At 72.8% G+C, this 20,930-nt stretch carries 18 protein-coding genes, 1 tRNA gene and 1 pseudogene; 15 read left to right on the plus strand and 5 right to left on the minus strand.

Annotation, left to right across the window (positions count from 1 at the left end):
- The first annotated feature begins 144 nt into the window (after positions 1-144).
- From AC07AL_RS24835 to AC07AL_RS24850, 4 genes and pseudogenes are all read left to right on the plus strand, one after another.
- A complete protein-coding gene (locus AC07AL_RS24835; RefSeq protein ID WP_363579806.1) occupies positions 145-2,367 on the plus strand; it encodes a (Fe-S)-binding protein in 2,223 nt (740 codons plus the stop codon).
- Positions 2,368-2,674: 307 nt separating this feature from the next.
- Positions 2,675-3,748 (plus strand): annotated as a pseudogene (gene manB, locus AC07AL_RS24840) (mannose-1-phosphate guanylyltransferase); the annotation flags it as partial.
- Positions 3,749-3,972: 224 nt separating this feature from the next.
- A complete protein-coding gene (locus AC07AL_RS24845; protein ID WP_478318201.1) occupies positions 3,973-5,007 on the plus strand; it encodes a Yip1 family protein in 1,035 nt (344 codons plus the stop codon).
- A gap of 132 nt (positions 5,008-5,139) precedes the next feature.
- Positions 5,140-6,030, plus strand: coding sequence for an alanyl-tRNA editing protein (locus AC07AL_RS24850; protein ID WP_363579804.1), 891 nt, complete (start codon positions 5,140-5,142; stop codon positions 6,028-6,030).
- 84 nt (positions 6,031-6,114) lie between these two features.
- On the opposite strand, the gene dcd is transcribed toward AC07AL_RS24850, so the two are convergent.
- Both dcd and AC07AL_RS24860 read right to left on the minus strand, forming a co-directional pair.
- Positions 6,115-6,690: a dCTP deaminase gene (gene dcd / locus AC07AL_RS24855; RefSeq protein WP_363579803.1), complete on the minus strand. Its 576-nt coding sequence runs from the start codon at positions 6,688-6,690 to the stop codon at positions 6,115-6,117.
- A gap of 72 nt (positions 6,691-6,762) precedes the next feature.
- Positions 6,763-6,984, minus strand: a complete 222-nt coding sequence (locus tag AC07AL_RS24860; RefSeq protein ID WP_079135746.1) for a hypothetical protein — start codon at positions 6,982-6,984, stop codon at positions 6,763-6,765.
- A gap of 275 nt (positions 6,985-7,259) precedes the next feature.
- Between AC07AL_RS24860 and AC07AL_RS24865 the strand changes: the two genes are divergently transcribed.
- The 4 genes from AC07AL_RS24865 (at position 7,260) to AC07AL_RS24880 (ending at position 11,946) form a co-directional block, all read left to right on the plus strand.
- Positions 7,260-7,333 (plus strand) — tRNA-Gly (locus AC07AL_RS24865).
- A 232-nt stretch (positions 7,334-7,565) separates the two neighbouring features.
- Positions 7,566-8,192: a response regulator gene (locus AC07AL_RS24870; protein ID WP_400804128.1), complete on the plus strand. Its 627-nt coding sequence runs from the start codon at positions 7,566-7,568 to the stop codon at positions 8,190-8,192.
- A gap of 509 nt (positions 8,193-8,701) precedes the next feature.
- Positions 8,702-9,403, plus strand: a complete 702-nt coding sequence (locus tag AC07AL_RS24875) for an ABC transporter ATP-binding protein (RefSeq protein WP_478318204.1) — start codon at positions 8,702-8,704, stop codon at positions 9,401-9,403.
- 5 nt (positions 9,404-9,408) lie between these two features.
- The gene (locus AC07AL_RS24880) at positions 9,409-11,946 is read left to right on the plus strand and encodes an ABC transporter permease (RefSeq protein WP_478318205.1); all 2,538 of its coding nucleotides are present in this window, start codon (positions 9,409-9,411) and stop codon (positions 11,944-11,946) included.
- 58 nt (positions 11,947-12,004) lie between these two features.
- Here AC07AL_RS24880 and AC07AL_RS24885 read toward each other — a convergent pair whose 3' ends face one another.
- Positions 12,005-13,090 (minus strand): sensor histidine kinase, encoded by a 1,086-nt coding sequence (locus AC07AL_RS24885; RefSeq protein ID WP_400804574.1) that lies wholly within the window; start codon positions 13,088-13,090, stop codon positions 12,005-12,007.
- Between the two features lie 485 nt (positions 13,091-13,575).
- Here AC07AL_RS24885 and AC07AL_RS24890 point away from each other — a divergent pair, with 485 nt between their 5' ends.
- Both AC07AL_RS24890 and AC07AL_RS24895 read left to right on the plus strand, forming a co-directional pair.
- The gene (locus AC07AL_RS24890) at positions 13,576-14,082 is read left to right on the plus strand and encodes a tail fiber domain-containing protein (RefSeq protein WP_478318207.1); all 507 of its coding nucleotides are present in this window, start codon (positions 13,576-13,578) and stop codon (positions 14,080-14,082) included.
- A gap of 105 nt (positions 14,083-14,187) precedes the next feature.
- Positions 14,188-14,706 (plus strand): hypothetical protein, encoded by a 519-nt coding sequence (locus tag AC07AL_RS24895; RefSeq protein ID WP_478318209.1) that lies wholly within the window; start codon positions 14,188-14,190, stop codon positions 14,704-14,706.
- A 611-nt stretch (positions 14,707-15,317) separates the two neighbouring features.
- Here the strand turns inward: AC07AL_RS24895 and AC07AL_RS24900 are convergent.
- Entirely contained in the window at positions 15,318-15,962 is a 645-nt protein-coding gene (locus AC07AL_RS24900; protein ID WP_363619468.1) for a response regulator transcription factor, read from the minus strand.
- Positions 15,959-17,242: a sensor histidine kinase gene (locus tag AC07AL_RS24905; protein WP_363579797.1), complete on the minus strand. Its 1,284-nt coding sequence runs from the start codon at positions 17,240-17,242 to the stop codon at positions 15,959-15,961. The genes AC07AL_RS24900 and AC07AL_RS24905 overlap by 4 nt, the downstream gene beginning before the upstream one ends.
- A gap of 332 nt (positions 17,243-17,574) precedes the next feature.
- Between AC07AL_RS24905 and AC07AL_RS24910 the strand changes: the two genes are divergently transcribed.
- The 5 genes from AC07AL_RS24910 to AC07AL_RS24930 all read left to right on the plus strand — a co-directional run bounded on the left by AC07AL_RS24910 (position 17,575) and on the right by AC07AL_RS24930 (position 20,730).
- The gene (locus AC07AL_RS24910; RefSeq protein ID WP_363579796.1) at positions 17,575-18,132 is read left to right on the plus strand and encodes a GlcG/HbpS family heme-binding protein; all 558 of its coding nucleotides are present in this window, start codon (positions 17,575-17,577) and stop codon (positions 18,130-18,132) included.
- A 71-nt stretch (positions 18,133-18,203) separates the two neighbouring features.
- Positions 18,204-18,620: a PPOX class F420-dependent oxidoreductase gene (locus AC07AL_RS24915; RefSeq protein ID WP_107453052.1), complete on the plus strand. Its 417-nt coding sequence runs from the start codon at positions 18,204-18,206 to the stop codon at positions 18,618-18,620.
- A gap of 43 nt (positions 18,621-18,663) precedes the next feature.
- Positions 18,664-19,077 (plus strand): YunG family protein, encoded by a 414-nt coding sequence (locus AC07AL_RS24920; RefSeq protein WP_363579795.1) that lies wholly within the window; start codon positions 18,664-18,666, stop codon positions 19,075-19,077.
- Positions 19,078-19,168: 91 nt separating this feature from the next.
- Positions 19,169-20,053 (plus strand): NAD(P)-dependent oxidoreductase, encoded by an 885-nt coding sequence (locus tag AC07AL_RS24925; RefSeq protein WP_478318210.1) that lies wholly within the window; start codon positions 19,169-19,171, stop codon positions 20,051-20,053.
- A gap of 98 nt (positions 20,054-20,151) precedes the next feature.
- On the plus strand, positions 20,152-20,730 hold the full coding sequence (locus AC07AL_RS24930; protein WP_478318212.1) for a flavodoxin family protein: 579 nt from the start codon (positions 20,152-20,154) through the stop codon (positions 20,728-20,730).
- Positions 20,731-20,930 lie beyond the last annotated feature (200 nt).

Below are 20,930 nucleotides of genomic sequence, written 5' to 3' on the forward strand. Positions count from 1 at the left end.
CATAGCTTGGGAACCTTCTGGAGGACTGGTGGTGGGCGGTAATGTCCGGGCCGTCGGCCCGGAAAGTTACCGGCGAGTACAATCCCTTCCACGCAAGACCGTTCAAAGACCGCTCAACAGCAAGCCGCAGGAGACGGAGAGCCGATGCAGCTAGCAGCGATCGTCATCTCGCTGGTCACGTTCGTGATCGGCACCGCGCTCGCCGCCCGTGCGGCGCTGTACATCTACAAAGTGGTACGGACCGGCCAGCCGGACCCCACCCGCTTCGGTCAGCCCGCCCAGCGGGTGAAGACCGTCGCGGTCGAGTTCGTCGGACACACCCGGATGAACCGCTGGGGGATCGTGGGCATCGCCCACTGGTTCGTCGCGGTCGGCTTCTTCAGCCTGGTGCTGACCATCGTCAACGCCTTCGGCCAGCTCTTCGACGCCGAGTTCGCGCTGCCGATCATCGGCCACTGGATGCTCTGGCAGCTCTTCGTCGAGCTCGTCGGCACCCTCACCACGCTGGGCATCGCGACGCTGATCGTGATCCGGCTGCTCAGCCTGCCGTCCCGGTCCGGCCGCAAGTCCCGCTTCGCCGGCTCGATCGCCTGGCAGGCCTTCTACGTCGAGTACACGATCCTCGGCATCGGCCTCTGCATCCTGATGCTGCGCGCCCTGGAGGGCGCCCTCAACGGCGTCGACTCGTACGGGCCCGAGCACCTGGTCTCGTACCCGCTGGTCTCCGCCTTCAGCGGCCTGTCGCACGGCACGCTGGAGAACCTGATCTACCTCTTCGCGATGCTGAAGATCTGCATCTCGTTCGCGTGGGCGACCACCATCGGCATCAACCCCTCGATGGGCGTGGCCTGGCACCGCTTCCTCGGCTTCTTCAACATCTACTTCAAGCGCGAGGAGGACGGCGGCACCGCGCTCGGCGCCCTGCGTCCGATGACCAGCGGCGGTCAGCCGATCGACTTCGAGGACCCGGCCGACGACGCCGTGTTCGGCGTCTCCCAGGTCGAGCACTTCTCCTGGAAGGGCATCCTCGACTTCTCCACCTGCACCGAGTGCGGCCGCTGCCAGTCGCAGTGCCCGGCCTGGAACACCGGCAAGCCGCTCTCGCCGAAGCTGCTGATCATGGGCCTGCGCGAGCACGCCTTCGGCAAGGCGCCCTACCTGCTGGCCGGTGGCGGCAAGGACATGGAGGGCGAGGAGAAGGCCACCGCCGAGCAGCTCAAGGACGTCCCGGCGGCCGCCTTGGCCGAGGCCGAGCGCCCGCTGATCGGCACCGCCGAGGAGAACGGCGTCATCGACCCGGACGTCCTGTGGTCCTGCACCACCTGCGGCGCCTGCGTCGAGCAGTGCCCGGTGGACATCGAGCACATCGACCACATCGTCGACATGCGCCGCTACCAGGTGATGATCGAGTCCTCGTTCCCGACCGAGGCCGGGACGATGCTCAAGAACCTGGAGAACAAGGGCAACCCGTGGGGCATGGCCACCAAGGCCCGCCTGGACTGGGTCAAGGAGCTCAAGAAGGAGACCGGCATCGAGGTGCCGGTGATCGGCGAGGACATCGACCCCGCCGAGGTCGAGTACCTCTACTGGGTCGGCTGCGCCGGCGCCCTGGAGGACCGCGCCAAGAAGACCACCAAGGCCTTCGCCGAGCTGCTGCACACCGCGGGCGTGAAGTTCGCCATCCTCGGCAAGGAGGAGTCCTGCACCGGTGACTCCGCCCGCCGGCTGGGCAACGAGTTCCTCTTCCAGATGCTCGGCGCGCAGAACGTCGAGACGCTGAACGCGGCCCTGGAGGACGCGCCGGTCAAGCGGATCGTCGCCACCTGCCCGCACTGCTTCAACACCATCGCCAACGAGTACCCGCAGCTGGGCGGCCACTTCGAGGTCATCCACCACACCCAGCTGCTGCAGCACCTGATCGACGAGGGCAAGCTCGTCCCGGTCAACCCGGTCGAGGGCCTGATCACCTACCACGACCCCTGCTACCTGGGCCGCCACAACAAGGTCTACAGCCCGCCGCGCGAGATCATGGACAAGGTCCCCGGTCTGCGTCAGCAGGAGATGCACCGGCACAAGGAGCGCGGCTTCTGCTGCGGCGCCGGCGGTGCCCGGATGTGGATGGAGGAGCGCATCGGCAAGCGGATCAACACCGAGCGCGTGGACGAGGCGCTGTCCCTCAACCCGGACATCGTCTCCACCGCCTGCCCGTTCTGCCTGGTGATGCTCTCCGACTCGGTCAACGGCAAGAAGAACGAGGGCGCTGCCAAGGAGCACCTGAAGGTGGTCGACGTCGCCCAGCTGCTGCTCGACTCGGTGAGGGCGACCCCGCCGGCCGCCGCCGAGGAGCCTGCGACGGTGGACGCGTAGCGTCCTCTGTTCGACAGTTCTGCTACAACTGCCCGGCCCGGTGGTCGCCGCGAGAGCGCCCGCCGGGCCTGGCTTTTGGGGGGCCGGGACGGGCCGGACCGGGGGCGGATCCGGGGCGGGACCCGTAGGGGAGTGGTGCCAATCGCACGGCCGCCTGAGTGTCCGCCCGTTGGGAGGAAATACAGTAGGCGGCAGACCGGCCTCGCGCCGGTCGACCCGTTCCGGACGGCCGGACGGGTCCTGACCACCGACGGAGGTATCGGCCCGCCGGGCCGGGCCGCAGAGCACAAGGGGAACAGCGCAGACCATGACCGAGGCGATCATGCTGGTCGGTGGTAAGGGCACGCGACTGCGTCCGCTGACCACCCACACCCCCAAGCCCATGCTGCCGGTGGCGGGCGTCCCCTTCATCGCACACCAGCTGGCCCGCGCGGCCGCCGCCGGTGTCACCCGCGTCGTGCTGGCCACCTCCTACCTGGCCGAGGTCTTCGAGGACCACTTCCAGGACGGCACCCCGTACGGCATCGAGCTGGTCTACCTGACCGAACGCGAGCCGCTGGGCACCGGCGGCGCGATCCGCAACGCGGCGACCGGGCTGACCTGCGGCCCCGACGAGCCCGTGCTGGTCTTCAACGGCGACATCCTCTCCGGCGTCGACATCGCCGCCCTGCGCGACGGCCACGTGGCCGCCGGGGCCGACGTCACCCTGCACCTCACCCGGGTCGAGGACCCGCGCGCCTTCGGCCTCGTCCCGACCGACGCGAACGGGCGGGTGCTGGAGTTCCTGGAGAAGCCGGAGACGCCCGAGCAGATCGTCACCGACCAGATCAACGCCGGCTGCTACGTCTTCACCCGGTCCGTCATCGACCGCATCCCGGCCGGCCGCGAGGTGTCCGTCGAACGCGAGACCTTCCCCGAGCTGCTGGCCACCGGCGCGCTGCTGCGCGGCGTCGTCGACACCTCGTACTGGCTCGACCTCGGCACCCCGGCCGCGTTCGTCCGCGGCTCGGCCGACCTGGTGCTCGGCAAGGTCGACTCCCCGGCCGTCCCCGGCCCGACCGGCGACGCCCTGCTGCTGCCCGGCGCCACCGTCCACCCCGGCGCGGTGCTCAGCGGCGGCACCGTGGTCTCCGCGAACGCGGTGGTCGAGGCCGGCGCGATCGTCGAGGGCAGCGTGATCCTGCCGGGCGCGGTGGTCGGCCCGGAGACCCTGGTCAAGGACTCCATCGTGGGCGCCTTCGCCACCGTCGGCGCCCGCTCGGCGCTGGACGGCGCGGTGATCGGCGACGGCGCGATCGTCGAGTCCGACAACGAGCTGCCGAACGGCATCCGGATCGCCTGCGGCACCCTGCTGCCGGTCGGCGCGGTCCGCACCTCGGCCGGCCCGGGCGGCTGCCCGGCCGGCACCGCCGCGGCCGCCGCGGTGCACGGGCCCTCGGTCAGCGCGCAGCGGTAGCAGGACGCCGGGCCGGGGCGCTGTCGCCGGGTCGGCGGTGGCGCCGTCGGCGGCGGGATTTCGGCCGCGTTCGTCTCAGGCTCGCTGCAAACCGGCCCCGGCTCCGTCCAGGCCCCACGCGGATTGGGCCGGACGGGTACCGTCAGAGCGTGGCTGGTAATCGATACGACAGCGGGCAGGGCGCCGACCCCCACGGCGGGTGGGCGCCCCCTCCGCCGCCGGCGGGGCCCGGGGGGCACGGGCAGACGGACGGGCCGGAGTACTTCACGACCTCGCACCGGGGCGTGACCGACGGCCCCGACGGCACGCCCGGAGGCCCCGGCGCCCCGGGCCCGCAGGGCGGCTACGACCCGTACGCCGCCGACCGGCCCGGCGGCACCCGGGCCTTCCCGACCGGCGACCCGTACGCGCAGGAGCCGCCCCACCAGGGGTACTACGACCAGGGCCAGTACCCCGGGCACCCCGGCTACCCCGGGTACCCACAGGAGGGGTACGGCGCCGAGGGCTACGACCAGGGCGGACACCCGCAGGGCGACGGCTACGGCCAGGACGGCTACGGGCCGCAGCAGCAGCCGCCGTACGGCCAGGACAACGTCACCGTCTACCGGGCCGGCGGCCAGTCCGCCCCGCACGTCGCCGGGCCCCGCCCGCACTGGCGCGAACTGCTCATCGGCATCTTCCGCGCCCCCACCGCGACCTTCGACCGCGCCCGCGACCACCAGGTCTGGCTGCCCGCCCTCACCGTCTCGATGCTGTACGGCGCGCTCGCGGTGCTCGGCATCGGCCTGACCCACGACGACATCGTCGACTCGACCTTCACCGTCGCGCTGACCGGCATCGCCGCCGCCGCGATCGGCTTCGCCGTGGCCGGAGCGGTCTTCGGCGGCGTCACCTACGCGCTGGCCCGCCAGCTCGGCGGGGACGGCCCGTGGAAGTCGACGGTCGGCCTGGCCGCGCTGATCGGCTGGCTGACGGACGCGCCCCGGCTGCTGCTCGACCTGGTGCTGCCCTCGGGCAGCGCGGTCGTCCAGGTCGCCGGATGGGCCACCTGGGCGTTCTGCGCGTACCTGCTGACCAGCATGGTCCGGCGGGTGCACGACCTGCCCTGGGGCAAGGCGGCCGCCGCCTCGGCGGTGCAACTGCTCGCGCTGCTGGTGCTGATCAAGCTGCCGACCCTGGGCTGACGGCCGGAGGGCACAATGGTGGACGGATCCCGGTCAGGCCGGGCCCGTCCACCCTCTTCACCCCCTCAGCCTTCACCCCCCACCCCCTCACGCCCCCACCCCCTCACCCGTTCCACGTCACCGGAGCCAGGAATGACCCTCCCCACCACGCACGTCAGCTTCCCGGCCGGGGCGGTGACCGGCGAGTCGACGGTGATCGCGGTGCACCCGCTGGGGGACGGTCGGCACGCCGTCGTGACCGGGGCCACCCCGTTCCACCCGCTCGACCACACCTGGCCCGACCAGCCCGCGGACCTCGGCATCCTCACCGTCGACGGCACCGAGCTGGCCGTCGTCGACTGCCTCACCGGCGCCGTCGGCCCGGACGGCGGAACGCCGCTGGCCGGCGCCGACATCCCGGTCCGGCGCGGCGACGAGGAGTGGTCCTGGCTGGTCCTGCACGTCGTCGACACCGACCCCGGCGACCTCGTCGGGCGCACCGCCGTCCTCGCCGTCGACGCCGACCGCCGGGCCGCCCTCAGCGCCTCGCACAGCGGCTGCCACCTGCTCGCCCTCGCCCTCAACGAGGCCCTCGCGCCGCGCTGGCGCAAGGACCCGGGCCGCTCCGACGCCCTCGGCCACCCCGACTTCGACAGCCTCGCGATGGCCACCTCGGTGATGGACACCGAGGCCAGCACCGACACCTACCGGCTCGGCAAGTCGCTGAAGAAGAAGGGCTTCACGGCGGACGCCACCGACGAGCTCCCCGCCCTCGCGGACGCCCTGCCCGCCCTCACCGAGGCCGTCAACGCCCGGCTCGCCGCCTGGGTCGCCGCCGCCGCCCCGGTCCGCATCGAGGTCCCCGGCCCCGAGCTCACCGCCCGCCGCCAGTGGCACTGCGAGCTGCCCGAGGGCGGCGCGCAGATCTTCTGCGGCGGCACCCACCTGCACCACCTCGGCGAACTCGCCGAACTCCGCACCGAACTGCGGCTCTCCGAGGACGGCACCGAACTGGTCGCCGTCACCCGCCCCAAGCGGGCCTGAGCACCCGGGAAACGCGACGGGCGGCCGCCCCTCGTCCGTCATCGGCGAGGGTCGGCCGCCCGTACTGCGTGCGCTCCGCCCGGATCAGACGTCGGTGCGGTGGAAGTTCAGGAACGAACGGGACGGCGTCGGGCCGCGCTGGCCCTGGTAGCGCGAGCCGTACCGCTCCGAGCCGTACGGGTGCTCCGACGGCGAGGAGAGCCGGAACAGACAGAGCTGCCCGATCTTCATCCCCGGGTACAGCTTGATCGGCAGCGTCGCGACGTTCGACAGCTCCAGCGTCACGTGACCGTTGAAACCGGGGTCGATGAAGCCGGCCGTCGAGTGCGTCAGCAGGCCCAGCCGGCCCAGACTCGACTTGCCCTCCAGCCGGGACGCCACGTCGTCGGGCAGCGAGATGACCTCGTACGTCGAGGCCAGCACGAACTCGCCCGGGTGCAGGATGAACGCGTCGTCGCCCTCGGGCTCCACCAGCCGGGTCAGGTCCGGCTGCTCCTCGGAGGGGTCGATGTGCGGGTAGCGGTGGTTCTCGAACACGCGGAAGAAGCGGTCGAGGCGCACGTCGATGCTCGACGGCTGGATCATCGCCGGGTCGAACGGGTCGACGACGACCCGGCCCAGGTCGATTTCGGTCCGGATGTCCTTGTCAGAGAGCAGCACGCTTCGAGGTTACGTGCACGACAGGGCCCCGGACGAATCCGCCCGGGGCCCGTTCCGTCCTCGCGTCGACCGTCAGGCCAGGAACTCCGCGGCCTCCAGCCGCAGCGCCCGGTCCAGTTGCGGCGCCGACAGCTCCCGCACGTCGGCCAGCACCGAACTCCTCAGCCGCCCGCACTGCGGACAGCGGATCAGCCGCCCGGGCCCGAGCCGGCCCGGACCGAGGTTCTGCATCGGGAACGTGGTGGTGCTGAACAGGTGCCCCTCGGCACAACGAACGACGGCGCGCTGCTCCATCGATCCCCTTCCCATCCCTAACCCAGTACTCACCCGTACTCATCGCGCCCCGCGGGACCTCGCCCCGGGACAGCGTCACATTAGGGGATGCTCCGGACATTCCACACCGTGGCTCGCCGCCCCGAACCCACCCGCCGGAGCACTCGTACGCGGCCCACACAGTACGCCCCCCACCCACCCCCGCCCGCCCCGCCACTCCCCGGGCGGGCCGTGCAACCACAGTCGCGAATGGGGTACAGTGACACTGGATTGAGCGGTCTCTGACGGCTCATCAGGCGGGCGTAGTTTAATGGTAGAACATGAGCTTCCCAAGCTTAGAGCGCGAGTTCGATTCTCGTCGCCCGCTCCATACCGAGAGCCGCAGGTCATCTGACCTGCGGCTCTTCTGTTGTCCGGGCCACTTCGGGTCCGCCGTGCCGGATCCGTGTTCGCGGAGGGGCGGCCGTAGTTCGATCGGGTTCGCACTGTTGTTTCCGTCGCTCGCGGTAACGCATGGTGGATCAATCGGATACGGGCTGCCCGCAGCCCTGTTGTCTCATGGAGCCGCGCGGGCGGCGGTTGCCTGCCAGGGGAGGACGCAGATGATCAGGGTTCTGTTAGCCGAGGACATGACCATGGTGCGCAGCGCGCTGATGGCACTCCTCGCGTACGAGGACGATCTGGAGGTCGTCGCGGACGTCGAACGCGGTGACCTGGTGGTGCCGACGGCACTGCGGGTCCGGCCGGACGTGGCGGTGCTCGACATCGACATGCCCGGTCTGGACGGGCTCCGGGCCGCGGCCGAGTTGCACGACAAGCTCCCGACGTGCGGGACGCTCATCCTGACCGGGCTGGCGAGACCCGCGCATCTGCGCAGTGCGATGTCCGTTCACGTGCTCGGGTTCCTCGGCAAGGACGCCCCGGCCCAGGAACTGGCCGCGGCGATCAGGAAGGTGGCCGCCGGCGAGCGCGCCATCGACCCGGAGCTGGCCCTCGCCGCTCTGGGGGCGCGCGAGAACCCGCTGACGCCCAGGGAGTTGGACACCCTGCGCCTGGCTGCGGAAGGTGCCTCCGTGACGGAGATCGCCGCCCGGCTGTTCATTTCGGCGGGAACCGCCCGCAACCACCTGGCCGCCGCGGTGACCAAGGCCGGGGGACGCAGCCGGGTGGACGCCATTCGGATCGCCGAGGAGATGGGCTGGCTCTCCGCCGGCCCTCGCCCCTCATAGGGCCCCGGCCCCGGCGGGTCGCTGCCAGTGGCCCAGGTGCAGGGGTCGAACCATCGGAAGTCCGGAAGTCCGGAAGTCCGGAAAGCCGGAAAGCCGGACCGGAAATTTTCTTCGTCAAATTTCGAAGGCCGGCGTTTGATTATTTCGCACACGTGTGATCCTGATATTCAGGCGGCCTTTTAGTCGCGAGGTATTCCATGGAATGCCCCATGCGATTCGCATGGATGTGTCCATGGGTTGTCCACGTCCAGGCCCTCCCGGGCGGGCAGCCCAGCAGACCTGGTGCCCAGTTGACCTGGGGCGGAGCCTCCGGGGCCGCCGCCCGAGCGCTGTCCGGACGCCGTCGGAGGTCCGGGCGGGCAATGTGGATCTGGCTAAGCTCGCGGTAAATGAGGGCAGGGCGCCACATCGAGGAGGGGATTCCCGTTTTCTCTCGGACTGCGGATTCCAGCGATCCGGAACAGGCCCATTCCGCTTCGGAGCCGGACCTGGCGGTGCGGCTCGACGGGGTGAGCAAGGTGTACGGGCGCGGGGCGGGGGCCGTGCACGCCCTGCGCGAGGTGTCGATGGAGTTCCGGCGGGGCGGGTTCACCGCGGTGATGGGGCCCTCGGGGTCCGGGAAGAGCACGTTCCTGCACTGCGCCGCCGGGCTCGACCGTCCGACCTCCGGTCAGGTCCGGCTGGCCGGCGTGGAGCTGGGGGCGCTCGGCGACACCGAGCTGACCGTCCTGCGCCGGCAGCGGATCGGCTTCGTCTTCCAGTCCTTCAACCTCCTGCCCTCCCTGACGGTCGAACAGAACGTCACGCTGCCGCTGCGACTGGCCCGGCGCCGGGCGGACCGGGCCTGGCTGGGGGAGATCCTCGACCGGACCGGCCTCGCCGACCGGGTGCGGCACCTGCCCACCCAGCTGTCAGGCGGTCAGCAGCAGCGGGTGGCGATCGCCCGGGCCCTGGTGACGCGACCCGAGGTCGTCTTCGCGGACGAGCCCACGGGCGCCCTGGACAGCACCACCGGTACGGAGGTCCTGCGGCTGCTGCGGCACGTCGTCGACGGACTGGGGCAGACCGTGATCATGGTGACGCACGACCCGGTCGCCGCCTCCTCCGCGGACCAGGTGTTCTTCCTGGCGGACGGCTCCTTCGTCGAGGCACTCGCCAGCCCCTCGCCCGAGCAGGTCGCGGACCGGATGACCCACCTGGGAAGGCGCTGAACGGCATGCTTCTACTGGCCTGGCAGACGGTGCGCGCCCGCAAGGCGGGCTTCGCCGGTGCTTTCACCGCACTGTCGTTCGCCCTCGTCCTGACCGCCGCGTGCGGTGTCCTGCTGGAGTCCGCCCTGCGTGCGGGCACCCCCACCGAACGCTACGCGGCGGCCCCGGTCGTGATCAGCGGCTCGACCCGGATGGCCGACGTCGACCCGCTGATCGGAAAGCTGGCCGCACTGCCCGGCGCCGGGACCGTCGCCCCGGAGGTCTCCTTCCCCGCCGCCGTGATCACCGGATCGGGGCAGGTCCTCTCCGGCCCGCAGGGCGGCGCGTCCCTCGGGCACTCCTGGACCAGCGCCGTCCTCGCCCCCTTCCACCTGGCCTCCGGCCACCCGCCGACCGGCCCCGACGAGGTGGTCCTCGACGAGGCGACGGCCGCACGCGGCGGGCTCCGGCCCGGCGACACCGTGCGGCTGGCCACCACCACCGCCCCCCGTGCCTACACGGTGTCCGGACTGGCCGCATCCCCACGGGAGTTGGCCCGCCAGGCCGCCCTCTTCTTCAGCCCCGACCAGGCGGCCCGGCTCGCGGGCACCACCAAGGGCGCGGACGCGATCGGCATCACGGCACGGGACGGAGCCGATCCGCAGGCGCTGGCCGCGCAGGTCGAACAGGTCCTCGCCACGGCCTTCCCGGCCACCGGGACGGAGCTCTGGTCCGGGCCCGAGGTGAGCACCGGCGACCAGCGGGGCGAGCGGGAGTTCTCGGGCACACCCGGGCCCGGGGACGGCCTGGCCTCGCTCGCCGGGACCGTCGGCGTCCTGTCCCTGTTCATCTCGGTGTTCGTGGTGGCGGGAGCGCTCGCGCTCACCGTCCAGCAACGCCTGCGGGAGATGGCCCTGCTGCGGGCGGTGGGCGCCACGTCGGGACAGGTGCGGCGGATGATCGCGATGGAGACGCTGGTCCTGACCCTCGGCGCCGCGCTGGTCGGATGCCCGGTCGGGGTCGGCGTCGCGTCGCTGCTCCGCGGCGTACTCGTCGACCGCGGTGTGGTCCGCTCCGACGTCCCGCTCCACGTCGGGCCCACCGCACTGCTGACCGTCGTCGGCGGGGTCGTCGTCACCGCACAACTCGCCGTGTGGGCCTCGGCACGCCGGGCGTCCCGGGTCGAACCGACCCAGGCCCTGCGCGAGTCCGCCGCGCCCGCGCCGCGGATCGGCTGGGTGCGGGCGGTGCTCGGGGCCGGGACGCTCGCCGTGTGCGCCGTGGTGCTGGCGTCCTCCACGGGCAGCCGGAGCGGGGCGGGCACGGCCGAGAGCATGGTCCTGCTGCTCCTCCTGGGGGTGGCGCTGCTCGGACCGGTGATCGGGCGGGTCGCCAGTGTGGTGATCGGTGGACCAGTGGGCAGGCTCTTCCCCGTGGCGGGGTTCCTCGCGTCCGCGGCCCTGCGCGCCCAGCCCCGCCGCTTCGCCGCCGCCGTCACCCCGCTGGTGCTGGCGGTGGCCTTCACCAGCACGGTGCTGTTCGTCCCCGGGGTCAAGGCCCAGGCCGCCGGGGTCGAGGACGGTCGAAGGCTGCGGGCCGACCACGTGGTCCAGGCCGACGGTGTCGGGCTCCCGCCGGACTTCGTCGCCGCGGCCCGCCGACTGCCCGGCGTCAAAGCGGTCAGCGGGGTCGTGCCCGCCATGACCATGGTGTCCAACGCATCGCCCGGCACCGCCGGCTCGCGGGGCGTCAGCGCCCGGGTGGTCGATTCCACGGAGCTGTCCGAGCTGCTCGATCCCGGGGTCACCGTGGGCTCGCTGGACCAACTGCGCGGGGACGGCGTCGCGCTGGGGCAGCGCTCCGCCTCCGGACTCGGCGCGGGCGTCGGCGCCAAGCTCCGGATCGGCTGGACGGACGGCAGCGAGAGCACCGCCACGGTGGTCGCCGTCTACGACCGCGACCTGGGGTTCGCCGACGCCCTCATGCCCACCGAGTTCGCCGCCGCGCACACGCCGGACCCCCTCGCGCCGACGGTCCTGGTCCGCTCCGCCCCCGACGCCGACCCCCAGCAGGTCGGCCGGGAGCTCCAAAGCCTCACCGCCGCCTACCCCATGGCCCGTACGAGCGACCGGGCCGCGTACGACGACGCCCGCAGGCACCGGCAGGAGTCGGCCACGGCCGTCGGCCGGCTGCTCCTCGGCATGATCAGCTTCTTCACGGCCATCGCCGTCGTCAACACCCTGATGATGGCCACGACCGAGCGGTTGCGCGAGTTCGCCCTGCTGCGTCTGGTGGGTACCACCCGCCGTCAGATCCTGCGCATGATGGCCTGGGAGGGGGGCATCACGGTCGGCGTGGCCCTCGCCCTCGGCGCCGCGGTCACCGCCGCCGTCCTGGTGCCCGTCAGTCTCGCGCTCACCGGCTCGGCCTGGCCGTCCGTATCCGCGGCCTGGGCGGCCGCGGTGCTGGGCGGGGCGGCTCTGTTGGGTCTGGGCACCGTACTGCTGACCACCCGGCTGGCGCTGCGCAGGGAGCCGGTCGAGGCCATGGGACTCCGGGAGTAGCGGGCGCCGTGCGGTCGTGGCCGTCGCCGCCGGGCGCCGCGCGGCCACGACCGCACGGTCAGCCGGCCCTGGACGTCGTCCTGGTCTGCGGGGCCGCGATGACCGCCGAGAGGTGGAACCAGCCGGTCTCGCCCTCCTCCGCGGTCAGCCGCCCCCCGACGGCGAGCAACCGCTCCGTGAGGTTGTCGATGCCCTGGCCGCCGCCCGGATCCACCGAGACGCCCTCCGCCAGGACGCCGTCGTTGGACACCACCAGGCTCACATCGCCGAGTTCGCCCCTGACGGCCCGGATCTCGCAGCGCCGCGCCACGCTGTGCCGCAGCATGTTGGTGACGGCCTCCCGCGCCACCGTCGCCAGTACGGCGTCGTGCTCGGGCGGCAGGGCGCCGTAGGCCAGGTCGACCTCCACGCTGATGCCGGCCGCCCGCAACGCCGAGGCGGCGAAGCGGGTTTCCCGCGCCAATGACATCTGGAGATCGCCACTGGAGATCCAACGGGTGTCGGACATCGCCTGCCTCACCATCGCCAGCACCTCGGAGATCTCCGCCCGGGCGCGCCGCGGGTCCTCCAGTACGGTCCGCTCGGCGATCTGGCACTTCAGCGCTGCTACGGAGAGGCTGTAGCCGAGCAGGTCGTGCAGGTCCCGCGAGAAGCGCAGCCTCTCCTGGTCCACAGCGCGCTCCGCCAGCTCGGTGCGGGCCGCCCGCAACTCCGCGGTCATGTCGGCCAGTCGGGCCACGCCGTAGACGACGATTCCGCCCGCTGCCGTGGAGACGCTCGCGTTGAGGCACTGCCCGGCGTTGTCGCCCAGCGCCGCGTAGATCGGGTACTGGCCCGCCACCAGCAGGGTGAAGAGGATCCAGGACCTGGGTGCGGCGACGGTCAGCAGCATCGATCCGGCGAACGACCCGGGGATGCCGACCCACGCTCCGTCGAAGACCAGGAACGGCAGGTAGGTGATCACTCCGTGAGCGAGCAGGCTCCACGGCCACCACGGCCGCCTGTGGCGCCATGGGCCGGCGTGCAGGATCTGGAAGCCGAGCAGAATCAAGAGGACCATGACGGCGGCCAGTTGGTACGAGAGGCCGTCGCGGTTGCGGATGGTGGCCACGACCGAGGCGGTGAAGAACCCGAGGGTCACCATGATCACGATGGCCTTGGTGAGGCGGGACAGGGGATCCCTCGGGGTGAGCCGTTCGCCCGACGACTCCGAGTAGCGATCGCCGCCCCGTCGGTACGCACCGTGACCCAATGAGAGCTCCCGAAAAGCGACTTGACCCGCCATGGGCGCACGGGAGGCCCGTCGTTTACCTCAAGGCCCCCCGTACTTCCGACCGTGAGCATAGTTCCCGTCGGAAACCCGCCGTTAACATCCGTCCCCGGACTCCGAATCCGAGGTCCATCGCCAGTTGCTCCTGCCAACTCGCCCTGGGCTTCGCGATGATCGGCTCTCGACGGACCGGACGGCGGCTCGTACAGGTGGTGCGGCGGTCGAATGCGGGTCCGGGCGGGGGCTTCACTCGATGGGGGGAAGCGTGGCGGCGGGGTCCCCTATGTCCCGATTGTCGGACGTGGGCGGGCGGGGCGCTCGGGTGGGATGGGCGTCCCGATCGACTGGAGCCGCTGAGCATGGGTCTGTTCCGACGCTCCGGGAAGGCGGCTCGGACCGCCCCGGATCGCACCGAGACCGCTGACACCGCCGCGGTCGCCCCGGCCGGGGCGGTCAACGGCCATCAGGTGCTGGAGACGGTCGTCGCCCTGCCCATCAGCACCTGGCGCTACCTGTGGGAGCCCGAGCAGGTGCGGCACATCGGACCGATGGCCCAGGACTGGCACGCCTCCTTCGACTTCCACCATGAGAACACCCGCGTGATCCCCGTCGTCGACGCCAACGGCATCGCCCTGGTCTGCATCCAGGCCCTGAACCGGCGCATCGACGAACTCACCACCGAGGTCCGGCGCCTGAGCGAACTGCGGGATGCGGGGGAGGCGGGGGAGGCGGGGGAGGCGGGGGATGCGGGGGATGCGGGGGCTCGGGAGGGGCGTGCGAAAGGGGCGTGCGAGAGGGGTGCGGAAGAGGGTGTGGGAACGGTAAGAGGCGGAACTGTCCGTCCACGTCCACCGTCCAAGCAGTGACGGAATCCCGGCCCGGTCTGAACGCCGGGAGGAGCGTGGAGGGGACCAGTGCAGCCAGGTGGTGCCGAACTGAATGTCGGATTCCCGAGTGGAAGCCGAGGCGGTGTGCCGGTCGTGCCGCCCGCCCGGTGGCTCGGCCCGACGCCGGCGGTCGATCAGCTCGAAGCGGCCGAGCGCTGCGAGACACTGCTGCAGGACACCCTGGACGCTGTCCGGCCGGCGCCGGTCTGGCAGGGGGCGGCACCCAGAGCGGGCGCGCGGCTGCCGTTGCCGGGGCGGGACCCGGACCTGCGCTGGTACGTCACCCGGGGGCGGGACATCCTCACCATCGTCTCGGCGGTCCGGCGGGCGGCACTGGTGGACGCGGTCGAGTGGCACTGGCGGCGGCGAGGCTGGACGATCACTTCGCTGAACGCCGGCCGGAGCCGCCCCGGAGTCGCCGCCGCCACTCTGGACGGTTATCGACTGGCTCTGACATTCGGTGAGTTGGGCGAGGCTGGACTGACCGCGAGCTCGCCCGGCGTGGCCCGCTCGGAGCGGCTGCCGTCACTGCAGGGCGCCGGCGGTCGCGGCCCGGCACCGCTGCCGAACGTGTGCTGCCCGTACTGGAGCGCGATGGGCTAGCCAGGCTCTGTCCGGCTGCGGAAGAACCAGGGAGCCGGAAGAACCGGGGAGCCGGAAGAACCGGAAGGCGCTGGGGGCGGCGGAGGTTCGTGGACGCAGGGGAGGCGCGGAGCGAGTCCCCCCGGACTCGCTCCGCACCGCCTCGTCGCGCGGCTTCGCGCTGCCGCTCCCCCCGACTCCCCGGCAGCCCCGCCGTTCCCCCCTGGCAGCACCCTCCGGCGAGAGCGGTCCGCACAGGCCCCGGCGAGCCCCCACCCCCGGGGACGTCGTTGGTATCACGGTAACAAACCGCGTGGTTGGTTTGTCAATAGTGGGATCCACGAAAAATCCACAAACGTGACGGTCGGTCCGTAAGGTCCCGCCAGGCGCTGGACCAGCGGGTTGAGGCCCGGCAGGACGCCCGGCGACCCTTCGACGGGCGCGCGACGGGCTCCGGTACGGGCGGCAGGCCGTGCGGCGGGCCGCGCTGGAATCCGACATTCCGAGCATCATGGCAGCACGCAGTGACACCGCGCGAGCGCTGAGCGCAGCGGATGCGTCCGGTGGTGCTATGGCAGGCTGATGCGGAGTGAGTTCACCGGCGGGACGGCCCGGCCGTACGTGAGGGCCCGTCAGCGCAGCAGTCGGCGCTCCTTGGCCACGGCCACCGCGCCGGACCGGGTGTCCACCCCCAACTTGTCGTAGATCCGGCCGAGATGGGTCTTCACGGTGGCCTCGCTGATGAACAGTGCCCGGGCGATCTCCCGGTTGCCCAGCCCCTGCCCCAGCTGCGCGAGGATGTCCTGCTCGCGCTCGGTGAGCTGCGGTGCGGGCGCCCGCATCTGCGCCATCACCCGGGAGGCGACCGGCGGCGAGAGCACCGTACGGCCCCGGGCGGCGGCGTGCACGGCGGCGAACAACTCCTCCGGCCGCTCGGCCTTCAGCAGGTAGCCGGTGGCGCCCGCGGCGATCGCCCGGGTGATGTCGGCGTCGGTGTCGTAGGTGGTGAGCACGAGCACGTGCGGGCCGCCCGGTGCGGCGGTGATCCGCCGGGTGGCCTCCACCCCGTCGATGCCGTCGCCGAGTTGGAGGTCCATCAGCACCACCTGCGGCGCCAGCCCGGCGGCCAGCGCGACCGCCTCCTCCCCGGTGCTCGCCTCGCCGACCACCTCGATGTCGCCCGCGCTGGCGAGCAGCGCCAGCAGGCCGGCCCGGACCACCGCGTGGTCGTCGCAGACCAGCAGCCGGACGGGGGCGGGTCCGGTTCGTTCGCTCATCGGTGCTCCAGGGGGATCGCGGCGGAGACGACGGTGCCCTCGCCGGGGGTGCTCTCCACGGTCAGCGTGCCACCGAACTGCCGCAGCCGGGCGCGCATCGCGGGCAGCCCGTACCCGCGGCCGCCGGCCGACCCGACCGCGCCCGGGTCGAAGCCCCGCCCGTCGTCGGCGACGTCCAGGACGGCCTGGTCGCCGAGGTAGGACAGGGTGATCGCCGCGGCCGAAGCACCGGCGTGCTCCCGGACGTTGGCCAGCGCGCCCTGGGCGATCCGCAGCAGCGCGGACTGCGCGGCGGCGGGCAGCGGGACGGGCGTGCCGTCCAGGTGGAAGCGGACCGGCAGACCGCTCTCGGCGGCCTCCCGTCCGGCGAGCGCGCGCAGCGCCTGGTCGAGCGGACGGCCGTCGGCGAGTTCGGCCGGTGCGAGGTCGTGGACGAAGCGGCGGGCCTCGGCCAGGTTGCGGGCCGCCACCTCGGCGGCGGTCCGGACGTGGGTGCGGGCGGTCGTCGGCTCGGTGTCCCAGGTGCGCTCGGCGGCCTGCAACAGCATCTGCTGGCTGGACAGCCCCTGGGCCAGGGTGTCGTGGATCTCCATGGCGAGCCGCTCGCGCTCCGCGTGGGTGCCCTCCCGCCGTTCGGTGGCGGCGAGTTCGCGCCGGGTGCGGACCAGGTCGGTGATCAGGGCGCGCTGCCGGGCGTCCTGCCGGTCCATGAAGAGGAACACGCCGGTGGCGAGCGCGGCCACCGCGAACGGCAGCAGGACGAGAGTGGCGTCCGCCCCGCCGGCCAGCCGGAGCTCGGCGATCACCACCAGCAGCGTCAGGGCCGCCACGAGCGGGATCGCCGCCCGCGCGGGGAGCGTGCGCAGCGCGGTGTAGACCAGCGGGACGGCGCACCAGGCGAAGCTCGGCGCGAGCAGCACCAGCACCACCCAGAGCGCGACCACCAGGGCCAGCGGCCACCGGCGCCGACGCGGAACCCGGTCGCCGGGCGCAGCTTCAGCCCCGGGCGTGGGCGTGGGCGTGGGCGCGGGCGCGGGCGCTGGTGGCGGTGGCGGTGGCGGGTGGCAGTGCGCGAGCCAGGAGCCGGCCGGCTGGGCGAGGGCGAGGGCGATGCTGAGCCCGATCACCCAGGGGATCCGGGGGTTGCCGGGATGGTGGGTGAGGTAGCGGCTGAGCGAGGCGGCGAGCAGCAGCAGGAAGGCGGAGTCGAGCAGCACCGCCAGGCGGCCCGCGTCCGGGTCGCCGGCGTCGTGACCGGCGGCGGGGCGGGGCTGCTGCACGGGTGGCTCCTGGCTGGACGGGCGATCGGCACCTGGGCGCCTCGGTGGGCGGTCGGCATCCGGACGGGCACCGGCCGCCTCGACCGCGTGCCCGGTGCGCCCGGTGCGCCCGGCGCACCGACCTGCACCGATCCCTCGATGGTGGCCCGGTCGACCCGGTCCCGCATCAGCCGATCGGTTGACGGGGTTGTCCTCCATCATGCCCGCGCGGTCGCGCCGGAGCGTCGATGTGGCGAGCCTCGCCCCGGCCGGAGGATCGGGGTGGAGCCGGGCGGACCTCCTGCCGCCCGGCGGCCCCGATCCCGTTCGCCGATCCGCTGAGGAGCTGGACCATGAAGAAGATCTCCGTGCGCACCCGGGTGCTGACCGGCACTCTCGCCGCCGCCGCGCTCGCCGCCACCGTGGGCGCCGTCTCGGCCAGCGCCGAGACCTCAGGGACCCCGGCCGCGCCGGCCGCGGTGAAGGTCGACACCCAGAACAAGAACCTCGCCCAGAGCACCGGCCTGACCATCGACGCCGCGACCCGCGCCGCCCAGGCCACCCTGGACGCGGCGGCCAAGGCCGGCCAGCACGTCTCGGTCGCGGTCGTCGACCGGGACGGTGTCACCCGGGTGCTGCTCAAGGGCGACGGTGCCGGCCCGCAGTCTCCGGAGTCGGCGCAGCGCAAGGCGTTCACGGCGGTCTCCTGGAACGCGCCGACCTCGGAGCTGACCAAGCGGCTGGCCCAGGCCCCGACCCTCAAGGACATCCCGGGCACGCTGTTCCTGGCCGGCGGCGCCCCGGTGCAGTCCAAGGGCGCCCCGGTCGCGGCGATCGGTGTCGCGGGCGCGCCGAGCGGCGACCTGGACGAGCAGTTCGCGCAGGCGGGTGTCGCCGCACTGGCGAAGTGATCCCCTGGCCGGTTGCCCGTCCCCTGATGCGCGGGGCGGGCCGACCGGCCAGGATGGGCGGTATGCCGACGATGACCGATGACCAGTGGCGGGCGTTCCTCTCCGAGGGCACCCGCACCGCCAAGCTCGCCACCACCCGGGCCGACGGCCGTCCGCACGTCGCGCCGGTCTGGTTCCTGCTGGACGGCGACGAGCTCGTCTTCAACACCGGTGCGGGCACCGTCAAGGGCCGCACCCTGGCCCGCGACGGCCGGGTGATGATCTGCGTGGACGACGACCGGCCGCCCTTCGCGTACGTTCTCGTGCAGGGCACCGCCCGGCTGAGCGAGGACCTGGCCGAGGTGCGCGCCTGGGCCACCCGGATCGCCGCCCGGTACATGGGGGAGGACGTCGCGGAGCAGTACGGGGCCCGGAACGGCGTGCCGGGGGAACTGCTCGTTCGGGTGAAGATCGAGAAGGTCTCCGCAGAACACGGGGTGGCCCTCTGAAAAGCCGGTGCCGCTGTCAGTGGTGCATGGCAGGCTTCCCGGTATGACGGCGTGGACCCTCAACGACATCGAACGTGCGATCCGCTCCTCCTGGGGTGTCGACACCTGTGCGCCCGAGGATCTGGCCCACTGGCGTCCCGACAATCCCGCCCGCGGCCAGTGCGGGGTGACGGCGATGGTGGTGCACGACCTGCTCGGCGGCGAGCTGATGATGGGCGAGGTGCACGTCGGCGGGGTCCGGACGGATCTGCACTGGTGGAACCGCTTCGCCACCGGCATCGAGATCGACCTCACCCGCGAGCAGTTCGGGCCGGACGAACTGGTCGGCCCCGGCCGTCCGGTCGCCCGCCCGGCCCGCCCCGGCCGGCTCCAGGCCCAGTACGAGCTGCTGAGCCGCCGGGTGGTCACCGAGCTGGAGCGCGGCCGCGTCCGGCTACCGGAGCGCGCCTGCGCGTGAGTCCGTCCAGTACGCAGGAGGCCACCGTCTCCTGACGTACAGTCATCCGCAGATGCGGTGACAGTGACGGTGACGGCGACGGGAGTGCGGGATGACCGGGGCGACGATCGGCTTCGTGGGGCTGGGTGCGATGGGGCGGGGCATGGCCGGCAGCCTGTTGCGGGCCGGCCACACCGTCCGGGTCTGGAACCGCTCGCCCGAGCCGGTGGCCACCCTGGTGGCCGAGGGCGCCGAGGCGGCGGGCACACTCGCCGAGGTGTACGCCGCCGACACCGTGGTCTCCATGCTCGCCAACGACGAGGCGGTCGAACGGCTGCTGCTCGACCCCGCCCTGCTCGCGGGCGCCGCGACGACCCTGCACGTCAACATGGCCAGCATCTCCGTCGGACTCGCCGAGCGCGCCGAGGCACTGCACGCCGAGCACGGCATCGGCTACCTGGCCGCCCCGGTCCTCGGCCGTCCGCCGGTCGCGGCGGCCGGCCGGTTGAACATCCTGACCGCCGGCGCGCCGGAGCTGCTGGCCCGCGCGGAGCCGCTGTTCGCCGCGATGGGGGAGCACACCTGGCACTTCGGTGCGAGCCCGCGACAGGCCAACACCGCCAAGATCAGCACCAACTTCCTGCTGGCCTGCGCGATCGAGTCGATGGCCGAGGCGTGCAGCCTGGCCGAGGCCCACGGCGTCCGGCCGACCGACCTGGTCGAGATGTTCACCGGCACGCTGTTCCCGGGGCCGGTCTACTCCGGCTACGGCGCGATGGTGGCCGAACGCCGCTACGAGCCGGCCGGGTTCAGGCTGCCGCTGGGCCTCAAGGACGTCGGCCTGGCCCTGGAGGCCGGGGCCGCGCGGAACGTCCCGCTCCCGTTCGGCGGCATCCTGCGGGACGCCTTCCTGGACGCGCTGGCCCACGGTGACGCGGACAAGGACTGGGCGGCGGTCGCGGCCGTCGCCCGGCGCCGGGCCGGCCTGCCCGCCTGAGCGAACTCCCGGGCGAACTCCCGGGCGCCGGACGTGGAACAACCGGGGGGCGGGGGGTGCTCGCACCTTCATCCGCACCACCGACCGGGGGAGTCCCGATGGCCGACCAGCCGACGGGCGCCGAGGCGCCGCGCACCTTTCTGTTCCTCAACGCCAGTGCGCGGGCCGGCGGCAACTCCGAGCAACTCGCCCGGCTGGCCGCCGAGGCGAGCCTGCCGGCCGGGTCGGAGCAGCGCTGGCTGCGGCTGAGCGAGCACCCGCTGCCGCCCTTCGAGGACCTGCGGCACGTCGAGGGAGGCCGCCACCCCGAGCCGGTCGGCCACGAACGGACCTTGCTGGACGCCACGTTGGCGGCCACCGACCTGGTCTTCGTCGCACCGCTGTACTGGTACTCGCTGCCGACCAGCGCGAAGCTCTACCTCGACCACTGGTCGTCCTGGCTCCGGCAGCCAGGGGCTGACTTCCGTGCCCGGATGCGCGGCGGCACCATCTGGGGCGTCACCGCCCTCGCCACCGAGGACGACAAGGCCGAACCGCTGATCGGCATGCTCCGGCTGACGGCCGAGTACATGGGGATGCGCTGGGGCGGCGCGCTGCTCGGCAACGGCACCCGCCCCGGGGACGTGCTGCGCGACGAGCGGGCGCTGATCGCGGCCAAGTCCTTCTTCGCGGGCTGAGCCCGCGCACCCGTTCCGGCGGGCGCTCGCGCGGACGCTGACGCGGACGTTCGCACGGATGTGCACGCCGGCGCTCACGTGGACGTTCGCAGGGCGTTCGCACCGGCGCGCGCAAGGCGTTCGCACCGACCCTCACAGGACATTCACCCGGGCATTCGCCGGACGTTCACACGACCGATCGCTTCACGCCACGCGAGGCG

The sequence above is a fragment of the Kitasatospora sp. NPDC043949 genome (assembly GCF_056435365.1).

Coding starts and splice junctions, on each gene's coding strand:
- AC07AL_RS24835 (WP_363579806.1), top strand. CDS start 145: ATGCAGCTAGCAGCGATCGTCATCTCGCTGGTCACGTTCGTGATCGGC.
- AC07AL_RS24850 (WP_363579804.1), top strand. CDS start 5,140: ATGACCCTCCCCACCACGCACGTCAGCTTCCCGGCCGGGGCGGTGACC.
- AC07AL_RS24860 (WP_079135746.1), bottom strand. CDS start 6,984: ATGGAGCAGCGCGCCGTCGTTCGTTGTGCCGAGGGGCACCTGTTCAGC.
- AC07AL_RS24870 (WP_400804128.1), top strand. CDS start 7,566: ATGATCAGGGTTCTGTTAGCCGAGGACATGACCATGGTGCGCAGCGCG.
- AC07AL_RS24880 (WP_478318205.1), top strand. CDS start 9,409: ATGCTTCTACTGGCCTGGCAGACGGTGCGCGCCCGCAAGGCGGGCTTC.
- AC07AL_RS24885 (WP_400804574.1), bottom strand. CDS start 13,090: ATGGTGACCCTCGGGTTCTTCACCGCCTCGGTCGTGGCCACCATCCGC.
- AC07AL_RS24890 (WP_478318207.1), top strand. CDS start 13,576: ATGGGTCTGTTCCGACGCTCCGGGAAGGCGGCTCGGACCGCCCCGGAT.
- AC07AL_RS24900 (WP_363619468.1), bottom strand. CDS start 15,962: ATGAGCGAACGAACCGGACCCGCCCCCGTCCGGCTGCTGGTCTGCGAC.
- AC07AL_RS24910 (WP_363579796.1), top strand. CDS start 17,575: ATGAAGAAGATCTCCGTGCGCACCCGGGTGCTGACCGGCACTCTCGCC.
- AC07AL_RS24915 (WP_107453052.1), top strand. CDS start 18,204: ATGACCGATGACCAGTGGCGGGCGTTCCTCTCCGAGGGCACCCGCACC.
- AC07AL_RS24920 (WP_363579795.1), top strand. CDS start 18,664: ATGACGGCGTGGACCCTCAACGACATCGAACGTGCGATCCGCTCCTCC.
- AC07AL_RS24925 (WP_478318210.1), top strand. CDS start 19,169: ATGACCGGGGCGACGATCGGCTTCGTGGGGCTGGGTGCGATGGGGCGG.
- AC07AL_RS24930 (WP_478318212.1), top strand. CDS start 20,152: ATGGCCGACCAGCCGACGGGCGCCGAGGCGCCGCGCACCTTTCTGTTC.